Consider the following 23,215-nt stretch of genomic DNA (forward strand, 5'->3'; position numbering starts at 1 on the left):
GTTTGAAAAACAAAAAGATGGTCCACAGAGAAAATAAAATGGTCTTTCAACAGGGGGATATAGCCCGTACAACCTTAAGACCATCCACATATAGTATTAACATAATCATAGAAAGGAGGAAGTAAAATGGGATGTAATAATAATTTCTATGGAAGAGGCTCAAGATATTCAGACTCATATGACAACAACAATCACGGTTGTGGTAATTACAGTAAAAACGACAACAAGGATTGTGGCTGTGATGAGTTCTTTAAGAATATCTCCCGTGGTGAGGATGTGAGAGTATTTCTTAAAGGCGGCGACCATGTGACAGGAGAATTCGTTGATGTTCGCGGTAATTTAGTTTTCTTAGCAAAAGCTAACTGTGATCGTCACGATGATCGTCACGACGATTGTTGCGACAAGAAAAATCGTGTAAGAATCACTACGATCTGTTGCGATAATATCGTTGCAGTTGAAACACGATAGTTAGGAGTTTCTTTATTGTGTCTTAGCGGATGCAAGGGCTATAACTGTTTAGTATTAACATTCAACTTGGTATCTATTTAATAGATACCAAAAATCGAGTCCAAAGCAGCCATAACGGCTGCTTCTTTATTTTATAGTTAGGTTTGACAAACAAAAAGAAGGTTCACAGAGAAAATAAAATGGTCTTTTAACAGGGGGATATAGCCCGTACACCTCCAAGACCCTCGACATATAGTATTAACATAATGATAGAAAGGAGGAAGAGATATGGGATATAATAATTGTTTTTTTGGAAGAAGACCAAGATATTCAGACTCATATGGATATGACAACAACAATCATGGTTGTGGTAATTACAGCAAAGATGACAATAAGGATTGTGGCTGTGATGAGTTCTTTAAGAACATTTCCCGTGGTGAGGATGTGAGAGTATTTCTTAAAGGTGGCGGCCATGTGTTCGGGGAGTTTATCGATATTCGCGGTAATTTAGTCTTCCTAGCTAAAGCAGACTGTGATCGTCACGATGATCGTCACGATCATTGTTGTTGTGACAAGAAAGCTCGTGTACGAATTACTACGATCTGTTGTGATGATATCGTTGCAGTTGAAGTATAAGGAACTTAGGAAACCCGTAAGTTGAAAGTGCTTTTACTTTGTTTTAATGGAAGCTAATATATGGGAAAATAACTATTGCTGATACTAAAAGGCATCTTCAAATGCAGTTTTAGCGGCAGCTTCAGACTGTAGACAAACTCCTTATATGAGTTTGTCTACAGATTTATTAATATTAGGAAGAAAATTTATAAGTATTGATGCGGATAATCGAAATCAATAAGAAATAGTATTTTAAGCGATTCTATACTTGTGGATTATGGGGTATGTAAAATCAAGGGTGCAAATGATTCATTTATGAACCGAATTTAAGGTGTAAGTATTAAGAAGTAAGTGGTTATAGTTACCAATCAATTGAATAATTAGCATTTAATCCATTTAGCCATCTGTTTTTCATGAAAAATGCTTTATTTTTTATTTACCCATAAAACATCATGTTTAAAAACATTATTTCGTATTGAATTGATGAACCGTACTTCAGAAGAGTGGTTCTATGTGCTGTGTAAGACATACATATGACAATTTAAGAAGCTACTCAAAGTTAAACGAAACGGTAATGTGTTATATCCCTTTCATTAAGGTGAAACAGACTGTTTAAGCGGGTATTTCTAGCGCTTGAATAAAAGGTAAAAAGTAGAAGTTGGCTAGATATAATTTGTTCTTGTTATAAACAACAAAAAACCGTTCATAAGAACGGAATAAAATTTTATTCTTGATCTTTTACTTTTAGGGTATCTAATAATTTTAAGATACCCTCACCTCCCATACCAGATACGAGAGAGATGATGAAAACAGCAGTGGGGGAATCCGGTGTTGTTGTCACAATGACAAATACGGCCGCCAGTCCTCCTAGTAAGATGTCTTCTAAGAACCCTAAATAAATGAATTTTTTTGTCATCCGTGGCTTGACTAGTTTGCCTAATCTCTGCAAATGTCCTGCAACACCGACAATTCCACCAATCAACGCAGCGAAGAGAATGTTCATTAACATTTTTCCTTCACACTCCTAAAGCCGAGATTTTTTTGCGACCTTAGGTTGATTCTTGGTGTAAATTTCATTATAATATATTTTTGTCTCCATGTAATGATTCTATTTTACTGAATTTTTCAAATTTTATAATTGTATGAGTAACATATAAAGATAATTGCAACTATTAAAAAGGAGTGTCAATAATGACACTCTTTTTTAATGTATTTGGCGATAAACACCAATTACTTTGCCTAAAATAGATACATTGTGCAGGATAATCGGCTCCATGGTAGGGTTTTCTGGTTGCAAGCGGATAAAGTTCTTCTCTTTAAAGAATCGCTTAACGGTGGCCTCATCATCTTCTGTCATAGCAACCACGATTTCTCCATTATTTGCTGTTTGTTGCTGCTTGACTATGACATAATCACCATCTAATATGCCAGCTTCAATCATACTTTCTCCCATAATTTCAAGCATGAAGATATTTTCATCACTCGGAGCCATTCTTTCAGGTAAAGGAAAATATTCCTCAACATTCTCAATCGCAGTAATGGGGTGACCAGCAGTAACCTTACCGATAATAGGAACGTTCACCGTTTGCATTTTAGGAATTGGGTTGCTTTCTTCTAAATTTAATACTTCAATGGCACGGGGTTTTGTCGGATCTCGACGAATAAGTCCTTTACTCTCTAGTCTGGCTAGATGGCCATGTACGGTTGAACTTGAAGCAAGTCCAACAGCTTCACCTATTTCCCTAACGGAAGGTGGATAACCTTTTTGTTTTACTTCATCTTTTATAAAATTCAATATATCTTGCTGCCTCTTAGATAATTTCACGCTATCACGCACCTTCGTCAATTTCATTAAGATTATTATACCATCAGTAGTAAATAGATACAAACATAAGTTCGAATTTTCTTATTGACAGAAACAAACGTTCGCATTATACTAAAATTATCAAATCGAACATATATTCTATTCAGGGGTGGCAATTAATGATAAAACAATTGTGGAATTCTTATAGTTATGCTATTATTCTTATCGCTTTTAGTTTCGGTATGGCTTTCTTATTATTTTTGAACACTGGTAATGCAAATCAGGTGGAATATGTAAAAGTTGAAGTAAAACAAGGAGATTCTTTATGGAAAATGGCGGAGGAATTTAAAGATGCCCATAATATGTCTTCTAAAGACTTTGTTGCTTGGGTAGAAGAATTTAATCATATACATTTAGGTAAAATACATCCTGGTGATAAGGTGTATCTTCCCATTACAGATGGTGAAATAATATCTGAAACAAATTTAGCTAGTGTGATATTAGAAGACTAAAGGAATGAAAGAGAATGAATGTAATTATATATTGCAGAGTGAGTACGACGAAAGATACCCAGGAAACGTCTCTTGCTAGACAAGAGGAAGAACTTTTACATTTAGCAAGAATGAAAGATATGAATGTGGTTGAAGTCATACGTGAGAAAGCAAGTGGTTATGATTTAGAAAGAATTGGTTTGTTGCAATTATTGGAGTTACTTAAACAAAATCAAGCAGAGGCTGTTCTTATTCAAGATGAAACCAGGATTGGAAGAGGAAATGCTAAAATTGCCATCTTACATTGTATACTGAAGGAAAATGGGAAAATTTATACTATTGCCCATAATGGAGAATTGCAACTTTCAGATTCTGATTCTATGGTATTACAAATTGTTAGCATGGTTGAAGAGTATCAAAGAAAAATACATAATGTAAAAATAAAAAGAGGGATGCAAAAAGCTGTTCAAAAAGGCTTTCGACCTGAAAAGAATTTAAAAAACCAAGGAAATATAAACGGAAGAGAACGAATAGAGGTACCAATAGAAGAAATAGTAAAATTGAGACAAAATAACCTTACTTTTGCAGAAATTGCTGCAACGTTAAGAGGCTTTGGTTATAAAATATCTAAAGCGACAGTAAACCGTAGATATAATGAATATATAGCTGATATAGAGCAGGTGGATAATGAATCATCTTGATATAGGCCTAATAAGTTAAGTTGATTAGTTGTAATTTAACTTAAAGACTAAGAAATTCTGGTACTGATTCCAAGATAAAAGCATACTGAAAGATCCTTCAATCGTCCATGAGTTCAGACATGTGAATTGTGAATGGTTATTTGTTTGCCGAGGATTCATCCATGTTTTTTCATTTAACGTTAGTGAAAGTATTATTCCCTTATTCCCCTTATTTACATACGCACCCTACATTAAATAATTCTCACATTTTTAAGTTGAGAACACTGCTACATTGCCATACCTAATAATAAAGCAATACGATACCAACTTATTGTCCTCTGAAATGATAGTGAAAAGCATGAGTGTAAAACTGCTTTCTTGTAAAATCCATTCATATTTAGTAATATGGCTATTAAGTATCTTCTCCATATGGAATGAAGACTTTTTGGATGGGAAGGAGTGTAACACAATGATTTCAAAAGAAAAATTGGCGAGAATTAATTCGCTTGCTAAGAAAGCGAAAACAGAAGGTTTATCAGAATCAGAGGCAAAGGAACAATCTAAATTAAGAAAAGAATATTTAGAGAAGTTTAGAGCTTCTATGTTAAATACATTAAAAGGTGTTACTGTTATTGACCCTGAAGGTAATGATGTTACACCAGATAAGTTAAAACGTGAACAAAATAAACCACTTCACTAAGATTGTGTTTATAAATTTTTAAAAGGAAACTGTCACGAACAGTTTCCTTTGTTATTGTTTATATGATAATTATATAATTTTTTACCTTTCTGGTTGTAACTGAAGGTGAAAGTCTATTATATTTAATTTGTAGGATATATATTGAAAGGATGTCGTTCATGTTCAACAAAACAGATGCTTTATCAATTAGTGCCATAAGAACATTGTCTATCGATGCAGTCGAGAAGGCAAACTCTGGTCATCCAGGAATGCCAATGGGAGCTGCGCCAATGGCGTATACCTTATGGACAAAGTTTATGAATCATAATCCCAAAAATCCTGATTGGTTTAATCGTGATCGCTTTGTGTTATCTGCAGGTCATGGGTCTATGCTTTTGTATAGTCTCCTTCATTTATCGGGATATGGTCTTTCTTTAGATGATATTAAAGAATTTCGTCAGTGGGGTAGTAAAACACCAGGACATCCTGAATATGGCCATACACCAGGTGTAGATGCGACAACAGGTCCATTAGGACAAGGAATTGCCATGGCAGTAGGGATGGCAATGGCAGAAAGCCACCTATCAGCTGAATATAATAAAGATGGCTACAATGTAGTAGACCACTATACATATAGTATATGCGGAGATGGAGACTTAATGGAGGGAGTGTCTGCAGAAGCAGCTTCTCTTGCTGGTCACCTTCAATTAGGAAAGCTGATCGTAATGTATGATTCTAATGACATCTCATTAGACGGAGATTTAGATCAATCATTTTCTGAAAGTGTAGCCGATCGTTTTAAAAGTTATGGCTGGCATTATCTTCGAGTAGAAGATGGAAATAATCTCGATGAAATTGCCCAGGCAATTGACAGCGCTCGTCAAAATACTATACAACCGACGTTAATAGAAGTTAAAACAGTAATTGGTTACGGATCCCCGAATAAGGCAGGCTCATCTGCTTCTCATGGATCGCCACTAGGATCAGCTGAATTAAAATTAACAAAAGATGCTTATGAGTGGACATTTGAAGAAGATTTTCATGTACCTGAAGAAGTATATGCACACTTCAAACAAAATGTAGCTATTAACGGTGAAAAAGCAGATAGTGAATGGAAAGATCTTTTTGCTGCTTACAAAAAAAATCATCCGGAATTAGCAGAACAGCTAGAAGGTGCAATCAAAGGTGAATTACCAAATGGTTGGGATAAAGATATTCCCGTATATGAAGAAGGCAAAAGCTTAGCCACTAGAGCGTCTTCAGGGGAAGCTCTGAATAGTATTGCGAAGAACTTACCATCTTTCTTTGGTGGTTCAGCTGACTTAGCAGGTTCGAATAAGACGATGATTAAAGATGCAGAAGACTTCTCAGCAACTAATTATGCTGGTAAAAATATTTGGTTTGGCGTACGAGAATTTGCTATGGGTGCCGCTTTAAATGGTATGGCTTTACACGGTGGCCTAAATGTTTTTGGAGGGACATTCTTTGTATTCTCTGACTACTTAAGACCAGCTATTCGACTTGCCGCATTAATGAAGCTACCTGTTACTTATGTTCTTACACATGATAGTATTGCTGTAGGTGAAGATGGGCCTACACATGAACCAGTTGAACAATTGGCAGCACTTCGTGCCATGCCAAATTTAGCAGTAATTCGCCCAGCTGATGGAAATGAGACTTCAGCTGCTTGGAAGCTAGCGATTGAGTCAAAAGATCAACCAACAGCACTTGTGTTAACTAGGCAAAATATTGCTACCCTACCAAACTCAGCAGAGTTAGCCCCTGAAGGAGTTCAAAAAGGTGCTTATGTGATTGCAAAAGCAGAAAAAGAGCAACCAGATGCGCTTCTTTTAGCGACAGGGTCAGAGGTAGAATTAGCGGTAAAGGCTAAAGCTGCTTTAAAAGAAGAGGGCTTTGATGTGGCAGTAATCAGTATGCCGGATTGGAAACGATTTGATGCTCAATCAAATGAATATAAAGAATCTGTATTACCTAAAAATGTAACCAAACGTTTAGCCATAGAAATGGCAGCATCATTTGGCTGGCATAAATACGTCGGTCTAGAAGGCGACGTTTTAGGAATTGATCAATTCGGTGCTTCTGCACCAGGAGATATTCTAATAAAAGAGTATGGGTTTACTGTAGAGAATATCGTAAGCAAATTAAAAAGTTTATAAGCATGAGCGAAGAGGGAATTTCCCTCTTCGTTTTTTTTCGACAAAAAAAGTAGAAATTTATAACAAAAAGAGACAGAAAATACTGAAATAAAATTTTATAATAAGAAAAAGACTTGTCTAAAAAAGGAGTAATTCTATGAGAACGTATCAGCTATATTTAATAGATGAACCTTTTGCGTCTCATTATTTTGGTAGAGAGCAAATGTTTTATCAGCTGTTCAAGGAATATGAACAAGCGACTGGAACGATCCAATTTATTTTGGGAAAACAAATTGCCTTTATCACCAAGAATATTCCAAAAGATAAAGTAAATAATGATCTATATAGAGAATTATATGCAGAGAAAAAAGTTTCTTATAAGAGCAATGCGTTTTATATTAAAGAGAAAAATAGTCAAGCTAAGTTGATGATCTATGATCGTTTTCTTAGTTTAGAGGCTCAAGGAAACTATGATGCAGAGACGGTGTTCTTTGAAGTCCTACGAAAAGAAGAAAGTTCTTATTTAGCAATCGACCTTTTTCATAATCGATTTGGCTGGTTAAAGCCAATAAAAGAAAGAAAGTTTGTCTAAATTAGAGAAAATCATCAGCAAATATTGTATAATAACCTTTGGTCTAGTACACTGTATGATAGACAACATGAAGGAGGAAGTAGTATGTGGACATATATTCTAGTTGGTATATTAGCATTACTTGCTGGTGTAGCACTAGGATTTTTCATCGCTCGTAAATATATGATGAGCTACCTAAAGAAAAATCCACCAATTAATGAACAAATGCTTAAAATGATGATGATGCAAATGGGAATGAAGCCGTCTCAGAAGAAAATTAACCAAATGATGAATGCGATGAATAAGCAACAACCTGGAAAATAACTTACGAACTATAGTTAGATAAAGTTACTAGGTTCAATTGCATATAGATAGAAACAGAGCAAACTTTATTTTTCGGTTCTTCATTGCAACTAAGAAATAGACCAAAGCTAAACTTTAGCTTTGGTCTATTTCTTTAGTCGGTATCATATTGTTGAATTCTTTGATATCAAGTTACTTGATAAATCCAAGTGTTAGCCTTTTATGCTTGTCTATTTAATGTGAGTCTGCTCTCGTAAAGACGATTATATTCATTTAATAGAGAATCTAACTCCTGACTATATTTTATGGCAGAAGTAGAGTTGAGGCCGTTTCTCATAGCAGTTTGAATCAGTTCTCGTCTTTTTTGTTCAATTAATAATAGTAAGTCTTGTTTGTTCACGCACCTAAAACTCCTCTGCGATTTTGTCTAACCATGAAGTAGTTTCTATTTTGTCCCAAATATACTTTTATTAATTATAGCGAATTATGGTAATTAATTCAAAAGAAACTTATGTAAAACTTTTTACATTCATTATACATATCACTAAATGATTCAACGAAATTGACACAATGTCGAAATAAAACTCGTGTTTACCATGTGTGTTAAATGTTAGACACAAATTATTCAAAAAGATTAATTTCTTTTCTCATAATGTTTTGATAGAATGGGGAAGGAAAAAGGGGAAGGTATGGAGGTGTTGGTATGACTGATGTGAATTTTATTATTGCTCTTGGTGCAGGTTTTTTGAGTTTCATCTCGCCATGCTGCTTACCATTATATCCGGCATTTTTATCGTATATCACTGGAATGAGCGTAGGTGAATTAAAAACGGAGAATGCACTGCTACAAAAACGTAGTTTGATACATACGCTCTGCTTTTTATTAGGATTTTCAATAGTGTTTATTGCCATCGGCTTTGGTTCTTCTTATATAGGTAACTTTTTTTATGAATATGCTGATCTCATCCGTCAGATTGGAGCCATTTTTATCGTTATATTTGGTCTAGTGATCTTAGGTTTACTTAAACCAGCATTCTTAATGAAAGAAAGGAGATTTGATTTTAAAAATCGACCGACTGGTTACTTCGGTTCAGTTTTAATAGGTTTAGCCTTTGCTGCTGGTTGGACACCTTGCTCTGGACCTATTTTAGCTTCAGTTATTTTACTTTCAGCGACAAATCCCGGATCTGGTTTATTTTATATGATTGCCTATATTATTGGCTTTGCTGTGCCATTTTTAATATTGTCTTTCTTTATCGGTAAAATGAAATGGATTAAAAAACATAATGTAAAGATTATGAGAATTGGTGGGATTTTAATGATAGTAATGGGTGTCGTCTTGTTTTTTGATTGGATGACTGATATAATCTCCCTCCTCACTATGTTGACAGGTGGTTTTACTGGTTTTTAACAGTGATAATTGGATTAAAAAGTGAGGATAACTCGCTTTTTGATCCTTGCGAAAATTGTCGTTGGGTTTAAATTGAAATTATTAGAAAAATTAGATATATTGTAATGAGGATATTACTTTGAAATCAAAGTAGTTCGGTAATATGAGATGTTGTAGCGGATGTGTTTGGAGGAGGAATAATAGGTGGCAAAGATACTAGTAGTAGATGATGCGAAATTTATGAGGCTGACTTTAACAAATATATTAAAAAAAGCCAATCATGATATTGTGGGCGAAGCGGAGAATGGTAAACAAGCCATTGCTTTATATGAGGAGTTAACACCAGATCTTGTGACAATGGATATTACAATGCCAGAGATGAGTGGATTAGAAGCAATGAGAAAAATTAGAGCTGAATACCCAACAGCTAGAATTGTTATGTGTTCGGCCATGGGTCAACAAAAAATGGTAGTAGAAGCGATCGAAGCTGGGGCAAAAGATTTTATCATCAAACCATTTGATGAAGTTAGAGTAATAGATGCAGTATCACGAGTGTTATCTTAATATCATACATATAATTTACTATTGAATAGGAATTAGCTATAATAATAAGTGTCATTGATTTTATTGTAAAAGGATGTTTTTTATGGACATGGTGTTGTTGACATCAATTGGAGCTGTTTCTATGGCAGTATTAGCTATGTTCATCCGAATGAAGGCAGCTAATCATCCAGTCACGATCAAGAAGATAATTTTACCTCCCGTGTTTATGAGTACGGGGGCATTAATGTTTATTTTTCCCTATTTTCGCGTTACGCCAATTGAATTATTGGAAGCTGCTATAGTAGGGGCGTTGTTTTCCTTAATATTAATCAAAACGACTAAATTTGAGAAGAAGGAAGACGAAATCTATTTAAAGAAATCGAAAGCGTTTATATTTATCTTAATAGGTTTACTCATTATTCGCCTCGTTGCCAAACTGATGCTAAGTTCGACTATAGATGTAGGTGCACTTGCAGGAATGTTTTACTTATTAGCATTTGCGATGATTGTTCCATGGCGTATGGCGATGTTCGTTCAATTTCGCAAAATGGACAAGGCGGTAAATGTTAAACAAGTAAGATCGAGGCCAACTACTTAATAATGAAAAGAAGCACCTTTAAGAGTGTCCAACTTTTAAAGGTGCTTCTTTATTATTGTGCAATTTTTTGCTTCGTTTTAAAAAAGATGTTCATATGGTGTCATGTTGATTTCTTTTTGTACCAATTTTTTTCTTAGAAATTTATGATCTTTTTTTGGAGTAGCAATTATGTAGCCGCGGATGAGAATTTCTTCTGTTATCTTTGTTGCTTTTTCCTTTACAGCTAATTCTCCAATTTTTCCAGCTATCTTTTGTCGGGCGACATCACGAAAGAGTTCTGGTACTGGACTAACGAGATCATTCAATAACTCTTTTTCTTGTTGTCCCCATAAATGCTGTGTTTGTCTTACATAATATTCTTCCCAATCCATATCAGATTTACCGTCAGCTTTAGGCAGCCGTTTTAAAAACTTTCGGAACATAAAGAAACCACCAATGGACATAAGGATTACTAATATGACAACCCAAAAAAGTATAAACCACATAAACCAACCATCGAGCATGTTCTTTTCACCCTTACCGTTCTTATTCTCTCATTATTATAAGGCTTCTTAATCAATCAGACAAGCAAGCGTCACAGAAGAGGTTCGTTTTTCCCAATTTGTGAAAACAGTGTGGCGTATTCCTTGTCGGTGATGAGTAATCGATGATGTAAATCATATGTTCTCAATACATATTCTTTTACACCAATAAATTCAGATTCAGTAATGACGAGAAAAGGAGTACCTTTTTGAAAATTTTGATAGTCTTTTAATAGACGTACTTTCTTCATGATTTCCCTCGCAAACTATAGTAAATAATTTACTTTCTATTATATTAAAATTTCTTGTTATTGTCGAAACTTGTCTAAAAATAAATCTTTTCTTTTAGTACAAATACTATTGCATATATTTATTATATTTTTTAGAATATACATATATTTCAGAAAATGGGAGGGGATCCATTGGATAACTTAGCGAAAGCGCATGACCAAATGGAAGAGAATGTAGATTATGAGGTTGTGGCAAGTAGTTCAGCTTTTAAAAGATTATTAAGTGCTAAGAAAGCCTTTTTAGTACCAATGATTATTTTTTTCATGCTCTTTTATTTTATGCTACCGATACTGACTTCATTTACGAATGTGCTTAATCAACCGGCAATTGGTTCTATTACTTGGACTTGGATGTATGCGTTTGCACAATTTGTGATGACTTGGGTTTTATGCATGATTTACGTTAAAAAAGCTGCAAAATTTGATAAAGATGCAGAACAAATCATTGAAAGTCATAAAACACAAGGAGAACGTTAATTATGAGTGGGATTGGCTTAACTTTATTCGTATTAATCGTAGCGATGACATTGGTGGTCACTTATTGGGCAGCAAAACGCACGAATACAGCAAGTGAGTTTTATACAGCTGGAGGGGGATTAACCGGTTGGCAGAATGGCTTAGCGATTGCTGGTGATTATTTATCAGCCGCTTCCTTTTTAGGTATTGCGGGCGCGATTGCATTATTCGGGTTTGATGGTTTCTTCTATTCTATTGGATACTTAGTAGCCTATTTAGTCGTATTATATATTGTTGCTGAACCACTAAGAAATTTGGGTAAATATACAATTGCTGATATGATTAGTGCCAGGTTTAGTGAAAAGAAAGTTCGAGGAGTAGCGGCAATTAGTACGATAACGATTGTAATTTTCTATATGATTGCTCAATTAGTTGGAGCTGGTGCACTTATACAATTATTGTTGGGTATTGATTACTGGATTGCTGTTGTAATCGTAGGTGTAATGATGACAACTTATGTTTTATTTGGCGGAATGACGGCAACTAGTTGGGTTCAAATTATTAAAGCAGCACTATTAATGATAGGAACAGTTATTATTTCATTCCTTGTATTAAAAGAGTTTAACTTTAATATTATTGGTATGTTTGAGCAAATGAAAACGGTAACATCCCACGGTGAATCGTATTTAAACCCAGGTGTGAAATATACGAACGGTGTTGACACATTGTCAATGATGGTCGCTCTTGTATTAGGTACTGCTGGACTGCCTCATATTTTGATGAGATTTTTCACAGTAAAAGATGCTAAAACAGCAAGAAGTTCTGTTGTCACAGCTACTTGGATTGTAGGAATATTCTATATCTTAACGATCTTCCTAGGATTTGGAGCTGCAGCGTTTGTAGGCTCACAAGATATCGTTGCAGCCAATGCAGCTGGTAATATGGCAGCACCTCTATTAGCTGAAGCACTTGGTGGAGACTTCCTAATGTCATTCGTTTCTGCCGTTGCTTTTGCAACCATTCTAGCCGTCGTTGCTGGGCTTGTGCTTTCAGGAGCTTCAGCCTTTGCACATGATATTTATGGGCAAATTATTAAAAAAGGTAAAGCAACTGAGAGAGAGCAAATGCTGGCTGCAAGATATGCCTCCATTGGTGTTTCTGTACTTTCGATTATTCTTGCCCTATTTGCGCAAACGTTAAATGTTGCCTTCTTAGTTTCTTTAGCTTTCTGTGTGGCAGCAAGTGCGAACCTTCCAGTTATCATTTATACAATTTACTGGAAGAAGTTCAACACAGCGGGTGCCATTTCAGGAATGGTTACCGGTCTCGTTACTGCACTTGTTCTAGTAGCTATTAGTCCAAGTGTATTGAGCCCTGAAGGAACAGCAATCCTTGTTGGTGATCCAATATTCCCATTAACCAACCCAGCAATCATATCAGTTCCAGCAGGATTTCTAGCAGCTTATATTGGTGCAGTTGTGTCAAATAAACGAGATGAGAAGAAATATAATGAAGTAACTGTTAAAGCGAATACAGGTGTTAAATAATATTTTTAATACAACGAGCAGGAGCGGCTTTCCACTAGAAAGTCGCTCTTCTTATATTTTGCGAAATAATGGTGGTGGTGAGAATTTAATGGATATGGAAAAAATAGAAAATGTATTGAAGCCTGCACTTTTATTAGATTTAGATGCTCTTGATCGAAACTGCCAGGTCATCGCAATGCATGCAAAAGGCAAAAAAATAAGAGTAGCAACAAAGTCTATTCGTTCCATTGAAGTAATCAAGCGTATTTTGGCTTCAAATGAATGCTATCAAGGTATTATGACTTATTCTGCTGATGAGAGCTTAGTATTAGTGAAATATGGTTTTAATGACATTTTGCTTGGATACCCAAGTATGGATGAAAATTCTCTAATGCTAATTGCTCGAGAGCACCCGAGAGAAATAACTGTCATGGTCGATTCTTTAGCGCATGTTGATTATTTAATAAAACTAGCAAAGTCTGTAAATGGCCAGTTTTCAGTTTGTATAGATATAGATATGAGTACAAATATTTTTGGATTTCATTTTGGTGTTCGCCGATCTTCTTTAAGAAGCTCCTCTGAGGTCCTAGCTATAGTAGAAGCTATTCATGCTAGTGATGTGCTTCACTGGAAGGGACTCATGGGATATGAAGCACAAATTGCTGGCGTTGGTGATAACGTCCCGCATTCATATGGGAAAAATACCATTATTCGTTTAATGAAACAAAAAGCAAAGCGAGAAGTAAAACGGAAGAGGGAAGAAATCATTACAGCTTTACAACAAAAAGGTTATACACCTGCTTTAGTGAATGGTGGCGGGACTGGTAGTATCCATTATACGGCGACAGACGAACAAGTGTCGGAAATTACTGTCGGGTCAGGCTTTTATTCACCACTTCTTTTTGATTATTATCAAGAGATAAAATACGAACCTGCTCTCTTCTTTGCCATACCTATTGTTCGTCAAGCGAAAGCGAATATATATACATGTCTCGGAGGAGGTTACATTGCTTCCGGTGTTACTGATCAAACGAAGATGCCACATCCCGTATATCCACATGGCATGAGACTTTTATCTATGGAAGGTGCTGGCGAGGTGCAAACACCATTGTCTTATTCAAAAGAACGTTTATCCATAGGAAGTGCCGTTGTTTTTAGAGCTGCGAAAGCTGGGGAGGTATGTGAAAGGTTCACAGAGATTCATTGCTACTCGGAAAATCAATCCACATCAACTGTAAAAACGTATAGAGGAGAAGGGATGTGTTTCCTATGAGAAAAACTTCGCTCGCATCTATCCGTAACTGGGCAGAAAATGTACAATTTAATGCTGAGCAACTATTTTTTCCACAAAGCATAGAGGATGTCATAAAAGTTGTAAATAATGCAAGAAAGGAAGAGAAGAAGATTAGAGTGATAGGATCTGGACATTCTTTCACAAATCTAATTCAAACCGAAGAGTGGTTCGTTTCATTAAACCGTTTATCAGGTATGATTTCTTTTGATGAGGACCAAGGTTTAGTAGAGGTATATGGTGGTACCAAATTATATGAAATCGGCAAATACTTAGGTGAGAAAGGTTGGGCGCAAGAAAACCTCGGTGATATAAACACGCAAAGTATTGCCGGCGCAATATCAACTGGTACACACGGGACAGGTATGAAATTCGGCAATATTTCTACACAAGTTGAAGAATTAGTCCTGATTACAGCAGGAGGAGAGGAACTGCTAATCTCTCGTCAAGTAAACTCACAATTGTACGATGCCTCGCTCGTTTCGTTAGGGTTGTTGGGCATCGTTGTAAAGGTGAAATTAAAAGTCATTCAAGCGCCGACCTATGTTTATAAAAGTAGGAAAATACTTTATAGTGATTTAAAGCCTCATATTAGTTTATATATCCATAACAATCGCCATTTTGAATGCTTCTTATTTCCCTTTTCTAACCATGTGCAAATAAAAACAATGAATATAACAGACAAGAAGCCGAGGACAAGAAAATGGCGTAAGATGGAAAGTATGATAATGGAAAATTATATATTTGGTTTTCTATCTGTCTTATGTCGCAAGTGGCCAAATCTATCGAAATCAGTTAGTCGTATAAGCGCAAAAGCCATTAGTAATAGTGAGCAATATGCGCCAAGTTATGATTTATTTGCTACTCCACGAAAAGTAAAGTTCGTTGAAATGGAGTATGCGATTCCATTAGAGCATATGGTTGCTTGTCTCGATGAAATAAGGAAAAAGATAGAAGAGCAGCAATATAAGGTCCATTTTCCTATCGAATGTCGCGTCGTGAAAAGAGACAATATTTGGTTAAGTCCATCTTTTGGGAGAGATTCAGCTTATATTGCTTTTCATATGTTTAAAGGTATGCCATATGAAACCTATTTTAACGATATGGAAGCAATTATGAATAAGTATAATGGGCGTCCTCATTGGGGGAAGATTCATCAAGCAAAGCTTTCAGAGTTGACTAGTAAATACAGCCACCTAAGAGAATTCCTCACATGGAGAGCAAAACTTGATCCAAACCATTTATTTGTCAATCCGTATTTGGCGAAGTTGTTAAATATTGAAAAGGGCAACATGTACGGGAAAGAAACAATGACAGAAAAGCCATGATTTTTCTAATATACAATAGGGATATGGTAAGATAGTATTATCGAATCTACATTCAGGAGGATTCAGTCTATCTTGTCTAAAGAACTATTTCAAAAAGCTCAGGAATTTATTTATCAGTTTTACGAAGAAACAAGGCAATCAAAAGAACAAGCGGATAGAAGATTAAGTATGATATTTGATGAAATAGAATCAACTGGAACATATACGCAATTACAGGAAGAATTGGCTTATGGTAGCAAACTTGCATGGCGTAATAGTAATCGTTGTATAGGGCGTTTCTTTTGGGAAACACTTCAAGTCATCGATAAGAGATTATGTAACACAGAAGAGGAAGTAGCAAAGGCGCTTTTTGAGCACATAAAACTAGCGACGAATAGTGGGAAAATTAAACCTTTTATTACTGTATTTCCAAGTAACGAGAGTGATACAACCTTTCGTCTATGGAATCACCAATTAATTAGGTATGCTGGATACGACACCAAAGATGGTATATTAGGTGATTCATCTTCTATTGAATTTACAAAAAAGTGCATCGAGCTAGGTTGGGAGCCGACCTATAGTCGTTTCGATATATTACCGCTTGTTATTCAAAAGAACAATGAAGAACCCAAATGGTTTACGATCCCAACAGAATTAATTGTTGAGGTAGAAATCGAACATCCCGAATATACTTGGTTTAAAGAATTACAGTTAAAATGGTATGGAATCCCCATCATTGCTGATATGAAAATGGAAATAGGCGGTCTTATTTATGAAGCTGCACCTTTTAACGGTTGGTATATGGGGACAGAAATAGGTGCTAGAAATTTAGCAGATGAAGAGAGGTACAATCAGCTACCTATTATAGCAGAAATGTTAGAGTTAAATATTCGCTCGAATGCTTCACTTTGGAAAGATCGTGCATTAGTCGAATTAAATTTAGCTGTCATGCATTCTTTCCGACGGGCAGGAGTTAGTATTGTAGATCACCATACGGCTGCGGAACAATTCAAACAATTTGAAACGAAGGAAAGAAAACATAAGAGAGAAGTCACTGGAGATTGGACTTGGCTTATCCCTCCTTTATCACCAGCTACTACTCACATTTTTCATAAACCTTATAAAAATGTAAGTAAGTCACCCAATTATTATTATCAGCATAAACCTTATTAAAAAAAGATAGATACTCTACCCTAATGGTTAGAATATCTATCTTTTTTTTATGATTGGGAAGAAGTTTTGTGAACAATAGACTGAAGCCGTATAATACTACCTTTATTATAAATTGAATCTGTCCGTTTTAATGTCTCTAAGGCACTATCAATAAGAAACTTCCTTGGTTTTTTTCTTAAAAGGAGTTCGTCTTGAATAAACTGTATCAATAATTCTTCGTCCTTAGTTATTACTTCCGTTTCCAAGATAAGTTCACATAAATACTTAATTTCATCCTGTGTTTCAGTACCTAATAAATCATTGATCTCTGTATCGATTAAAGAAGGTGAGAATAGTTGAACTTCTTTTGTCGCAACTTGATTTGTCATTTCTACAATTCTCTCAACACTATATTGAACAACCTTAGTAATACTGACCGATGATTGAAATAATTCAGTATAATATTTGCTCAACTGATGAAGAATACCAAGGAAGATAATAGACATATCAAGAAGGTATGCTCGCCGATTCTCTCCAAACAGATCAATAAAACGGTAATAAATCCACTTAACTGTCTGGAGCTGACCTTTTCTTATAAATGCTTTAAGTTCTAAGTCATCTGATATGAACATTTCATCAAATAAGGAGACAAGCTGGTGTTTATGATTAAACATGACTTGCTGTTCAACTTGCTGCTTGAAAACATCAATACTTTGTGGGCTTTTTCCGATAAGTAAAGCATCTCTCTCCTTTTCCATCAGTTTGTAACTATCTTTAAAGATGGCCATCAGTAATTCTGATTTTGATGAAAAGTAATTGTAGAATGTACCTTTAGATATACCTGTATAAGATAATATATCTTGGATAGAAGTAGCTTGAAATCCTTTTTCAATAAATAATTCATGAGCTAAATGAATGACATGTAATTTTCTGTCCTTCAAAAAATATCACCTTATTTTTAAGTTTTAAATAATTAGTATCATAACATAAAATTCTACTAAGAAAAAATTCGCAAAGCGAAATATAATGATTGCATTCACTAATCATATCAGTTATGATAAGTCCTACGTGAAATAGTGGTATAAACAATTGAACAATGTGTATAGGGAGGGGAACCAATGACCGCAAATCACCAAAATTCAAGTACACCACCCTATGGATTATTAGCAATCCTAATGGTGGGTGCGTTTATTGCGTTTTTAAACAATACTTTATTAAATATCGCCTTACCATCAATCATGGAGGATTTGAATGTAGATACAGCTACTGTCCAGTGGCTAACAACTGGCTATATGTTAGTAAATGGGGTCTTAATCCCTGCAACGGCGTTCTTAATCCGTAAATATAGTGTTCGCATTTTGTTTTTATTTGCGATGCTTATGTTCACATTAGGAACATTTGTAGCTGGATTTGCCGATATTTTTAGCATGTTACTTATAGGAAGAATGATGCAGGCATCCGGTTCGGCTATATTAATGCCTGTTCTAATGAATGTGATGCTCGTTTCTTTTCCTGTTGAAAAGCGTGGTTCTGCGATGGGGATATTTGGTTTAATATTAATGGCAGCCCCAGCGATAGGTCCAACATTGTCAGGTTGGATAGTCGAAAATTATGATTGGCGAATGCTGTTTCATTTTATTTCTCCAATTGCAATTATCGTTTTACTATTAGGCTTTATATGGTTAAGAGATAAAAAAGAAAAGCAATCAATTAAATTAGATTTTCTTTCATTATTATTGTCTAGTATTGGGTTTGGTGGAATTTTATATGGATTCAGCTCAGCAGGTAATGATGGATGGAGTGCTGCGAACGTTTATTTAACTATCATTGTTGGTGCTATTTCTCTATTCATTTTTATTTTTAGACAAAACAAGCAAAAAGAACCAATGTTAAACTTTGGTGTTTTTCAATTTCCAATGTTTACTCTCTCAACGATTATTACAATGGTTGTGAATATGGCGATGTTCTCAGGGATGCTACTCATTCCTATCTATGTACAGAATATCCGAGGTATTTCCCCTTTTGATGCCGGTTTAATGATGCTGCCAGGTGCATTAATAATGGCAGCAATGTCACCCCTAACTGGAAAGTTATTTGATAAATTCGGTGGGAAAATATTAGCTTTAACCGGCTTAAGCATTATGACTATCTCGACTTACTTTTTTAGTCGTCTTGGTATGGATACAGGGGTAATTCATATTATGGTATTACATACGATTAGAATGTTCGGTATGTCAATGGTCATGATGCCTGTATCGACAAACGGTTTGAATCAATTACCACCACGGTTTTATCCCCATGGTACGGCGATGAATAATACACTTAACCAAGTATCTGGTGCCATTGGTACAGCATTACTTATTACAATTATGTCTAATAAAGCAAACGCTGTCGGAGAAGATTTAGCAAAAACTACTCTACGTGAAAATGGTGGAGGAGAATTATCTCAAGAAGCGATGATACAAATTGGGTTGCAATCTACATTAGACGGGATTAATTTTGCCTTTTTCGTTTCAACCTTTATCTCGGCTATTGCGTTGATTCTCGTCTTCTTTATGAAACGCTCAGTACCTGCAAAAGATCCTGAAGAACAGACGGAAGCATTAGAAACAGAACCTTTAAATGAAACAGAATCGTCAAGATGATAGAATAAAGTGACTGGAGATCCTCATCTCACAGTCATTTTTTTATGATTTTTTAAAAGGAAGATTAGTTGTATCTTTATACGAAATAATTGCGAATTTCTGATACCCGTGAAATAATAGGTACCATACATAATAGTTTTTATTAAAAGGAAGTGTTTTCTTTGGAGAAAATATATATTATTCACGAGAATGATGAATGGACAGACCATTTGACAAGTAGATTAGATGAATTACAAGTACCTTATGAAACATGGCACTTGCATGAGGGATTAATCGATTTAACTTCTACACCACCAGAAGGTGTGTTTTATAATCGCATGAGTGCTTCATCTCACACGAGAGGGCATCGTTTCGCTCCAGAATTAGCAGCAAGTGTGATTGCATGGCTAGAAAGTCACGGTAGACAAGTGTTAAATGGGAGTAACGCACTTTCGTTAGAAGTGAGTAAAGTGAAACAATATGCTCTACTAGAAAAAAGCGGGATTAAAACACCAAAAACAATTGGAGCAGTTGGGAAAGAAAATATTATAACTGCAGCTGAAAGATTAGGAACCACTCCTTTTATAACGAAACACAACCGTGCAGGAAAAGGTTTAGGTGTGCAGTTATTCCAAACAATCGATTCTTTAAGAACATATGTTAATAGCAATTCCTTCGAAGAACCTGTTGATGGGATTACTCTTATTCAGCAATATATAAAATCGGAGGATCAGATAATTACAAGGGCAGAGTTCATTGGCGGGAAGTTTTATTATGCTGTAAATGTTGATACGTCGGAAGGGTTTGAATTATGTCCGGCAGATGCTTGTCAAATTGGCGATGCTTTTTGTCCGGTGGGAGAAGAGCCACAGATACGTCCTAAATTCGAAATCACTGATGAAGTGGATACCGAACAAATGGATAAATATGAGAAATTTCTTGAATATGCAGGAATTGATGTAGCAGGGATCGAATTTATAAAAGATGGTGATGGTAACGTTTATACGTATGACATCAATACAAATACGAATTATAATGCAGACGCTGAAGCAATTGCAGGTAAATATGGTATGTTACAACTAGCAACGTTTTTGAAGGAACAGTTGAAACGAGCATAATTCATGTTAGCCATCATATACTAATGGAGCTAGTCCATTTTTCTATGAACAGTTCTAATTAGAGTGACATATGCTAATTCAAAATGTGTATGTGAGTAATACTGAAATGTTAGCTAATACATCTAAGGGCTGCTTAATTTTAAGCAGCTCTTGATTATGGAGGTTTTTAAGGTTATTTCTTGACATTTGCTCAAAAAAGAGTATATTTATAACTCGTGATAGCGTTAATTTTAAAGAAAAATTTACATTGTCATAGAACGTTCATAATTATCGACTATAATCATAATATGCTTCTGTTCAATACAAACAGGGAAAGTAGTTGGTAAGAAAAGGGTTTTTATTACCAATTGCTTATAGAATTTTTTTAAAAGCATGTTATAATAATGTGCTAGAAGGTAGGTGCAATCATGGATAATTTATCTAAAAAAGGTCAAAGTTTATTCTTCGATAAATATATTGGCTTCTTTATGTTAGCTGTATTCTTCCTTTGGATGAAAACGTATATAACACAATTAACTCAATTTAATCTCGGGGTTGACAGCCCAATACAGCAATTTCTCTTATTTTTAAATCCTTTAGGATCATCGTTGATTTTTCTTAGTTTAGCTTTATTCTTTAAAGGAAGACGAAAGTATATTGCAACATTAGTGATATACAGCATAATGTCATTCTTGTTATATGCGAATGTGGTATATTATCGTTCATTTACGGATTTTATTACATTACCAACATTAACAATGACACAGAACTTTGCAGATGTTAGTAAGAGTGTAACCACTCTACTACGCCCATATGATTTCTTATTCTTCATAGACATCCTATTCTTAATTGGTCTATTAGCATTTAAATTTGTTAAGATCGAGAAGAAAGATTATGGTAAGAGACGCATGGTTGCCGTATTATCTTTAGGATTAGCAATCTCATGTGCAAACCTAGGACTGGCTGAAGCAGATCGACCACAATTATTAACACGTGGGTTTGATAGAAACTATATTGTTAAATATCTCGGTATGTACAATTATACTATTTATGATGCAGTACAAAGTACGAAAGCATCAGCTCAAAGGGTTATGGCAGATAGCAATGATACAACCGAAGTCGTGAACTTTACGCAATCAAATTATGCTGAACCAAATCCAGAAACATTCGGTATTGGGAAGGATATGAATGTGATATATCTTCACTTGGAATCCATTCAAACCTTCTTAATGAACTATGAATTGCATGGAGAAGAAGTTACACCATTTCTCAATTCATTAATTGAAGAAGAAAACACAACTTATTTTGATAACTTCTTCCATCAAACAGCTCAAGGAAAAACAGCTGATGCAGAATTTATGCTTGAAAACTCCTTATATGGGTTACCGCAAGGTTCTGCTTTTACTACAAAAGGAATGAATACATTCCATGCAGCACCAGCCATTTTAAAAGAAGAAGGCTATACGTCTGCAGTATTCCATGGAAATAATGGGACATTCTGGAATAGGAATGAGATATATAAAGGATTTGGTTATGACCGTTTTTATGATTCAAGTTATTTTGATATGAATTCAGATAACTTAACTGACTATGGATTAATGGATAAACCATTCTTTGAGCAATCAGAAGCTTATTTGGATGAATTACCACAACCTTTCTATACGAAGTTTATTACCGTAACACATCACTATCCGTATCCATTAGATGAAGAAGAAGCGACAATTGATAAACATACAACTGGCGATCCATCTGTGGATAATTATTTCCAAACGGCAAGATATGCGGATGAAGCACTTGAAGAGTTCTTTAATTATCTTAAAGAATCAGGACTCTATGATAATTCAATTATCGTTATGTATGGTGACCATTATGGCATTTCAAGTAGCCATAAGAAAGCAATGGAACAAGTATTAGATACAGAGTATAGTGATTTTCTTGATACAAGTTTACAACGTGTGCCGTTATTTATTCGTGTCCCAGGTATGGAAGGTGGAACGAACCATGAATATTCCGGCCAAATTGATTTAAAACCAACGTTATTACATTTACTTGGTATCGATTCGAAAGAGTATATCCACTTTGGAACTGATATTTTCTCAAAAGAACATGATGATTTAATACCGTTCAGAAATGGAGATTTTGTTAGTCCAACAATTACAGCTATCGGTGGAAAATATTACGATTCAAATACAGGTGAACTTATAGAAGATGAAGAAGTGATTGCTAAAGGCGATGAGATGAATGAAAATGTTGAGCAAAAGCTCGCATATTCAGATAAAGTCGTCAATGCTGATTTACTTCGATTCTATGAACCAGAGAATTTCACTCCTGTAAATCGATCAGATTATGATTATGCCGACTTTAAAAAGTTGTTTACTGACACTGAATCAAGTACAAACTCAAACGATATGATTAGAGAATAAAAAGAGGAGCCATAAGCGCTCCTCTTTTTATTATTTTACGTTATTTTTTCAAAAACTATTGAATTTTTTAAAAATTTTAATTATTATATAATGTATAAACCAATGACAGTAATTACCTTACTGCAAAAATGGTTTCCCTTTTTGAAATGTGAATATGAAAATCATTGACAATGATTCACTTGATTTTTCTTGCCGAAAAACAAGCCGTGAATAGGAGTCAGTAGAGTAAACTTTTCGGAGGAAAGTTTATT

At 35.1% G+C, this 23,215-nt stretch carries 25 protein-coding genes; 19 read left to right on the forward strand and 6 right to left on the reverse strand.

Going from position 1 to position 23,215, the window contains the following annotated elements; genetic code table 11:
* Positions 1-126 precede the first annotated feature (126 nt).
* Both LG276_RS10695 and LG276_RS10700 read left to right on the forward strand, forming a co-directional pair.
* Positions 127-468 carry a hypothetical protein gene (locus tag LG276_RS10695; protein WP_095369439.1) on the forward strand — a complete coding sequence of 114 codons (342 nt, stop codon included), beginning with the start codon at positions 127-129 and terminating at the stop codon, positions 466-468.
* A gap of 267 nt (positions 469-735) precedes the next feature.
* Complete coding sequence (locus LG276_RS10700) at positions 736-1,083, forward strand: hypothetical protein (RefSeq protein WP_224936225.1); 348 nt, start codon at positions 736-738, stop codon at positions 1,081-1,083.
* Positions 1,084-1,786: 703 nt separating this feature from the next.
* Here LG276_RS10700 and LG276_RS10705 read toward each other — a convergent pair.
* Together LG276_RS10705 and lexA are read right to left on the reverse strand one after the other, a co-directional pair.
* Complete coding sequence (locus LG276_RS10705; protein WP_224936226.1) at positions 1,787-2,071, reverse strand: DUF4257 domain-containing protein; 285 nt, start codon at positions 2,069-2,071, stop codon at positions 1,787-1,789.
* Between the two features lie 195 nt (positions 2,072-2,266).
* On the reverse strand, positions 2,267-2,914 hold the full coding sequence (lexA, locus tag LG276_RS10710) for a transcriptional repressor LexA (RefSeq protein WP_251166477.1): 648 nt from the start codon (positions 2,912-2,914) through the stop codon (positions 2,267-2,269).
* Positions 2,915-3,045: 131 nt separating this feature from the next.
* On the opposite strand from lexA, the gene LG276_RS10715 reads away from it, so the two are divergent.
* From LG276_RS10715 to LG276_RS10740, 6 genes are all read left to right on the forward strand, one after another.
* Complete coding sequence (locus LG276_RS10715) at positions 3,046-3,378, forward strand: LysM peptidoglycan-binding domain-containing protein (RefSeq protein WP_224936228.1); 333 nt, start codon at positions 3,046-3,048, stop codon at positions 3,376-3,378.
* A 14-nt stretch (positions 3,379-3,392) separates the two neighbouring features.
* Positions 3,393-4,058, forward strand: a complete 666-nt coding sequence (locus LG276_RS10720) for a recombinase family protein (RefSeq protein ID WP_251161489.1) — start codon at positions 3,393-3,395, stop codon at positions 4,056-4,058.
* Positions 4,059-4,506: 448 nt separating this feature from the next.
* Positions 4,507-4,737: a DUF896 domain-containing protein gene (locus tag LG276_RS10725; RefSeq protein ID WP_224936230.1), complete on the forward strand. Its 231-nt coding sequence runs from the start codon at positions 4,507-4,509 to the stop codon at positions 4,735-4,737.
* Positions 4,738-4,895: 158 nt separating this feature from the next.
* Positions 4,896-6,893, forward strand: a complete 1,998-nt coding sequence (gene tkt, locus LG276_RS10730; protein ID WP_251161490.1) for a transketolase — start codon at positions 4,896-4,898, stop codon at positions 6,891-6,893.
* Positions 6,894-7,029: 136 nt separating this feature from the next.
* Complete coding sequence (gene sirA / locus LG276_RS10735) at positions 7,030-7,464, forward strand: sporulation inhibitor of replication protein SirA (protein WP_095369431.1); 435 nt, start codon at positions 7,030-7,032, stop codon at positions 7,462-7,464.
* Positions 7,465-7,548: 84 nt separating this feature from the next.
* Positions 7,549-7,767, forward strand: a complete 219-nt coding sequence (locus LG276_RS10740; RefSeq protein WP_095369430.1) for a YneF family protein — start codon at positions 7,549-7,551, stop codon at positions 7,765-7,767.
* A 199-nt stretch (positions 7,768-7,966) separates the two neighbouring features.
* On the opposite strand, the gene LG276_RS10745 is transcribed toward LG276_RS10740, so the two are convergent.
* On the reverse strand, positions 7,967-8,146 hold the full coding sequence (locus LG276_RS10745; RefSeq protein WP_224936256.1) for an aspartyl-phosphate phosphatase Spo0E family protein: 180 nt from the start codon (positions 8,144-8,146) through the stop codon (positions 7,967-7,969).
* Between the two features lie 303 nt (positions 8,147-8,449).
* Between LG276_RS10745 and LG276_RS10750 the strand changes: the two genes are divergently transcribed.
* The 3 genes from LG276_RS10750 (at position 8,450) to LG276_RS10760 (ending at position 10,277) form a co-directional block, all read left to right on the forward strand.
* Positions 8,450-9,157 (forward strand): cytochrome c biogenesis CcdA family protein, encoded by a 708-nt coding sequence (locus tag LG276_RS10750; RefSeq protein ID WP_095369428.1) that lies wholly within the window; start codon positions 8,450-8,452, stop codon positions 9,155-9,157.
* Positions 9,158-9,340: 183 nt separating this feature from the next.
* Entirely contained in the window at positions 9,341-9,700 is a 360-nt protein-coding gene (locus LG276_RS10755; RefSeq protein ID WP_095369427.1) for a response regulator, read from the forward strand.
* 82 nt (positions 9,701-9,782) lie between these two features.
* Positions 9,783-10,277: a CcdC family protein gene (locus LG276_RS10760; RefSeq protein ID WP_224936257.1), complete on the forward strand. Its 495-nt coding sequence runs from the start codon at positions 9,783-9,785 to the stop codon at positions 10,275-10,277.
* A 77-nt stretch (positions 10,278-10,354) separates the two neighbouring features.
* Here the strand turns inward: LG276_RS10760 and LG276_RS10765 are convergent, their stop codons facing one another.
* Together LG276_RS10765 and LG276_RS10770 are read right to left on the reverse strand one after the other, a co-directional pair.
* Positions 10,355-10,780 (reverse strand): DUF2621 domain-containing protein, encoded by a 426-nt coding sequence (locus tag LG276_RS10765; protein ID WP_224936258.1) that lies wholly within the window; start codon positions 10,778-10,780, stop codon positions 10,355-10,357.
* 71 nt (positions 10,781-10,851) lie between these two features.
* Complete coding sequence (locus LG276_RS10770; RefSeq protein ID WP_224936259.1) at positions 10,852-11,049, reverse strand: hypothetical protein; 198 nt, start codon at positions 11,047-11,049, stop codon at positions 10,852-10,854.
* 171 nt (positions 11,050-11,220) lie between these two features.
* On the opposite strand from LG276_RS10770, the gene LG276_RS10775 reads away from it, so the two are divergent.
* The 5 genes from LG276_RS10775 to LG276_RS10795 all read left to right on the forward strand — a co-directional run bounded on the left by LG276_RS10775 (position 11,221) and on the right by LG276_RS10795 (position 16,841).
* Positions 11,221-11,565: a DUF485 domain-containing protein gene (locus tag LG276_RS10775; protein WP_306469979.1), complete on the forward strand. Its 345-nt coding sequence runs from the start codon at positions 11,221-11,223 to the stop codon at positions 11,563-11,565.
* 2 nt (positions 11,566-11,567) lie between these two features.
* The gene (locus LG276_RS10780) at positions 11,568-13,091 is read left to right on the forward strand and encodes a cation acetate symporter (RefSeq protein ID WP_224936261.1); all 1,524 of its coding nucleotides are present in this window, start codon (positions 11,568-11,570) and stop codon (positions 13,089-13,091) included.
* Complete coding sequence (locus LG276_RS10785) at positions 13,081-14,343, forward strand: alanine racemase (protein ID WP_251161491.1); 1,263 nt, start codon at positions 13,081-13,083, stop codon at positions 14,341-14,343. Before LG276_RS10780 ends, LG276_RS10785 begins: the two co-directional genes overlap by 11 nt.
* A complete protein-coding gene (locus tag LG276_RS10790) occupies positions 14,340-15,689 on the forward strand; it encodes a D-arabinono-1,4-lactone oxidase (protein WP_251161492.1) in 1,350 nt (449 codons plus the stop codon). The genes LG276_RS10785 and LG276_RS10790 overlap by 4 nt, the downstream gene beginning before the upstream one ends.
* A gap of 72 nt (positions 15,690-15,761) precedes the next feature.
* Positions 15,762-16,841 (forward strand): nitric oxide synthase oxygenase, encoded by a 1,080-nt coding sequence (locus LG276_RS10795; RefSeq protein WP_281202429.1) that lies wholly within the window; start codon positions 15,762-15,764, stop codon positions 16,839-16,841.
* Between the two features lie 47 nt (positions 16,842-16,888).
* Here the strand turns inward: LG276_RS10795 and LG276_RS10800 are convergent, their stop codons facing one another.
* On the reverse strand, positions 16,889-17,761 hold the full coding sequence (locus tag LG276_RS10800; protein WP_251161493.1) for a TetR/AcrR family transcriptional regulator: 873 nt from the start codon (positions 17,759-17,761) through the stop codon (positions 16,889-16,891).
* A 177-nt stretch (positions 17,762-17,938) separates the two neighbouring features.
* On the opposite strand from LG276_RS10800, the gene LG276_RS10805 reads away from it, so the two are divergent.
* From LG276_RS10805 to LG276_RS10815, 3 genes are all read left to right on the forward strand, one after another.
* On the forward strand, positions 17,939-19,465 hold the full coding sequence (locus tag LG276_RS10805; RefSeq protein WP_251161494.1) for an MDR family MFS transporter: 1,527 nt from the start codon (positions 17,939-17,941) through the stop codon (positions 19,463-19,465).
* Positions 19,466-19,626: 161 nt separating this feature from the next.
* Positions 19,627-20,562 (forward strand): RimK family alpha-L-glutamate ligase, encoded by a 936-nt coding sequence (locus LG276_RS10810; protein WP_251161495.1) that lies wholly within the window; start codon positions 19,627-19,629, stop codon positions 20,560-20,562.
* Between the two features lie 407 nt (positions 20,563-20,969).
* Entirely contained in the window at positions 20,970-22,964 is a 1,995-nt protein-coding gene (locus LG276_RS10815; protein ID WP_224936267.1) for an LTA synthase family protein, read from the forward strand.
* Positions 22,965-23,215: the final 251 nt, after the last annotated feature.

This window comes from Cytobacillus kochii, assembly GCF_044790165.1.
Lineage (GTDB): Bacteria > Bacillota > Bacilli > Bacillales > Cytobacillaceae > Cytobacillus > Cytobacillus kochii.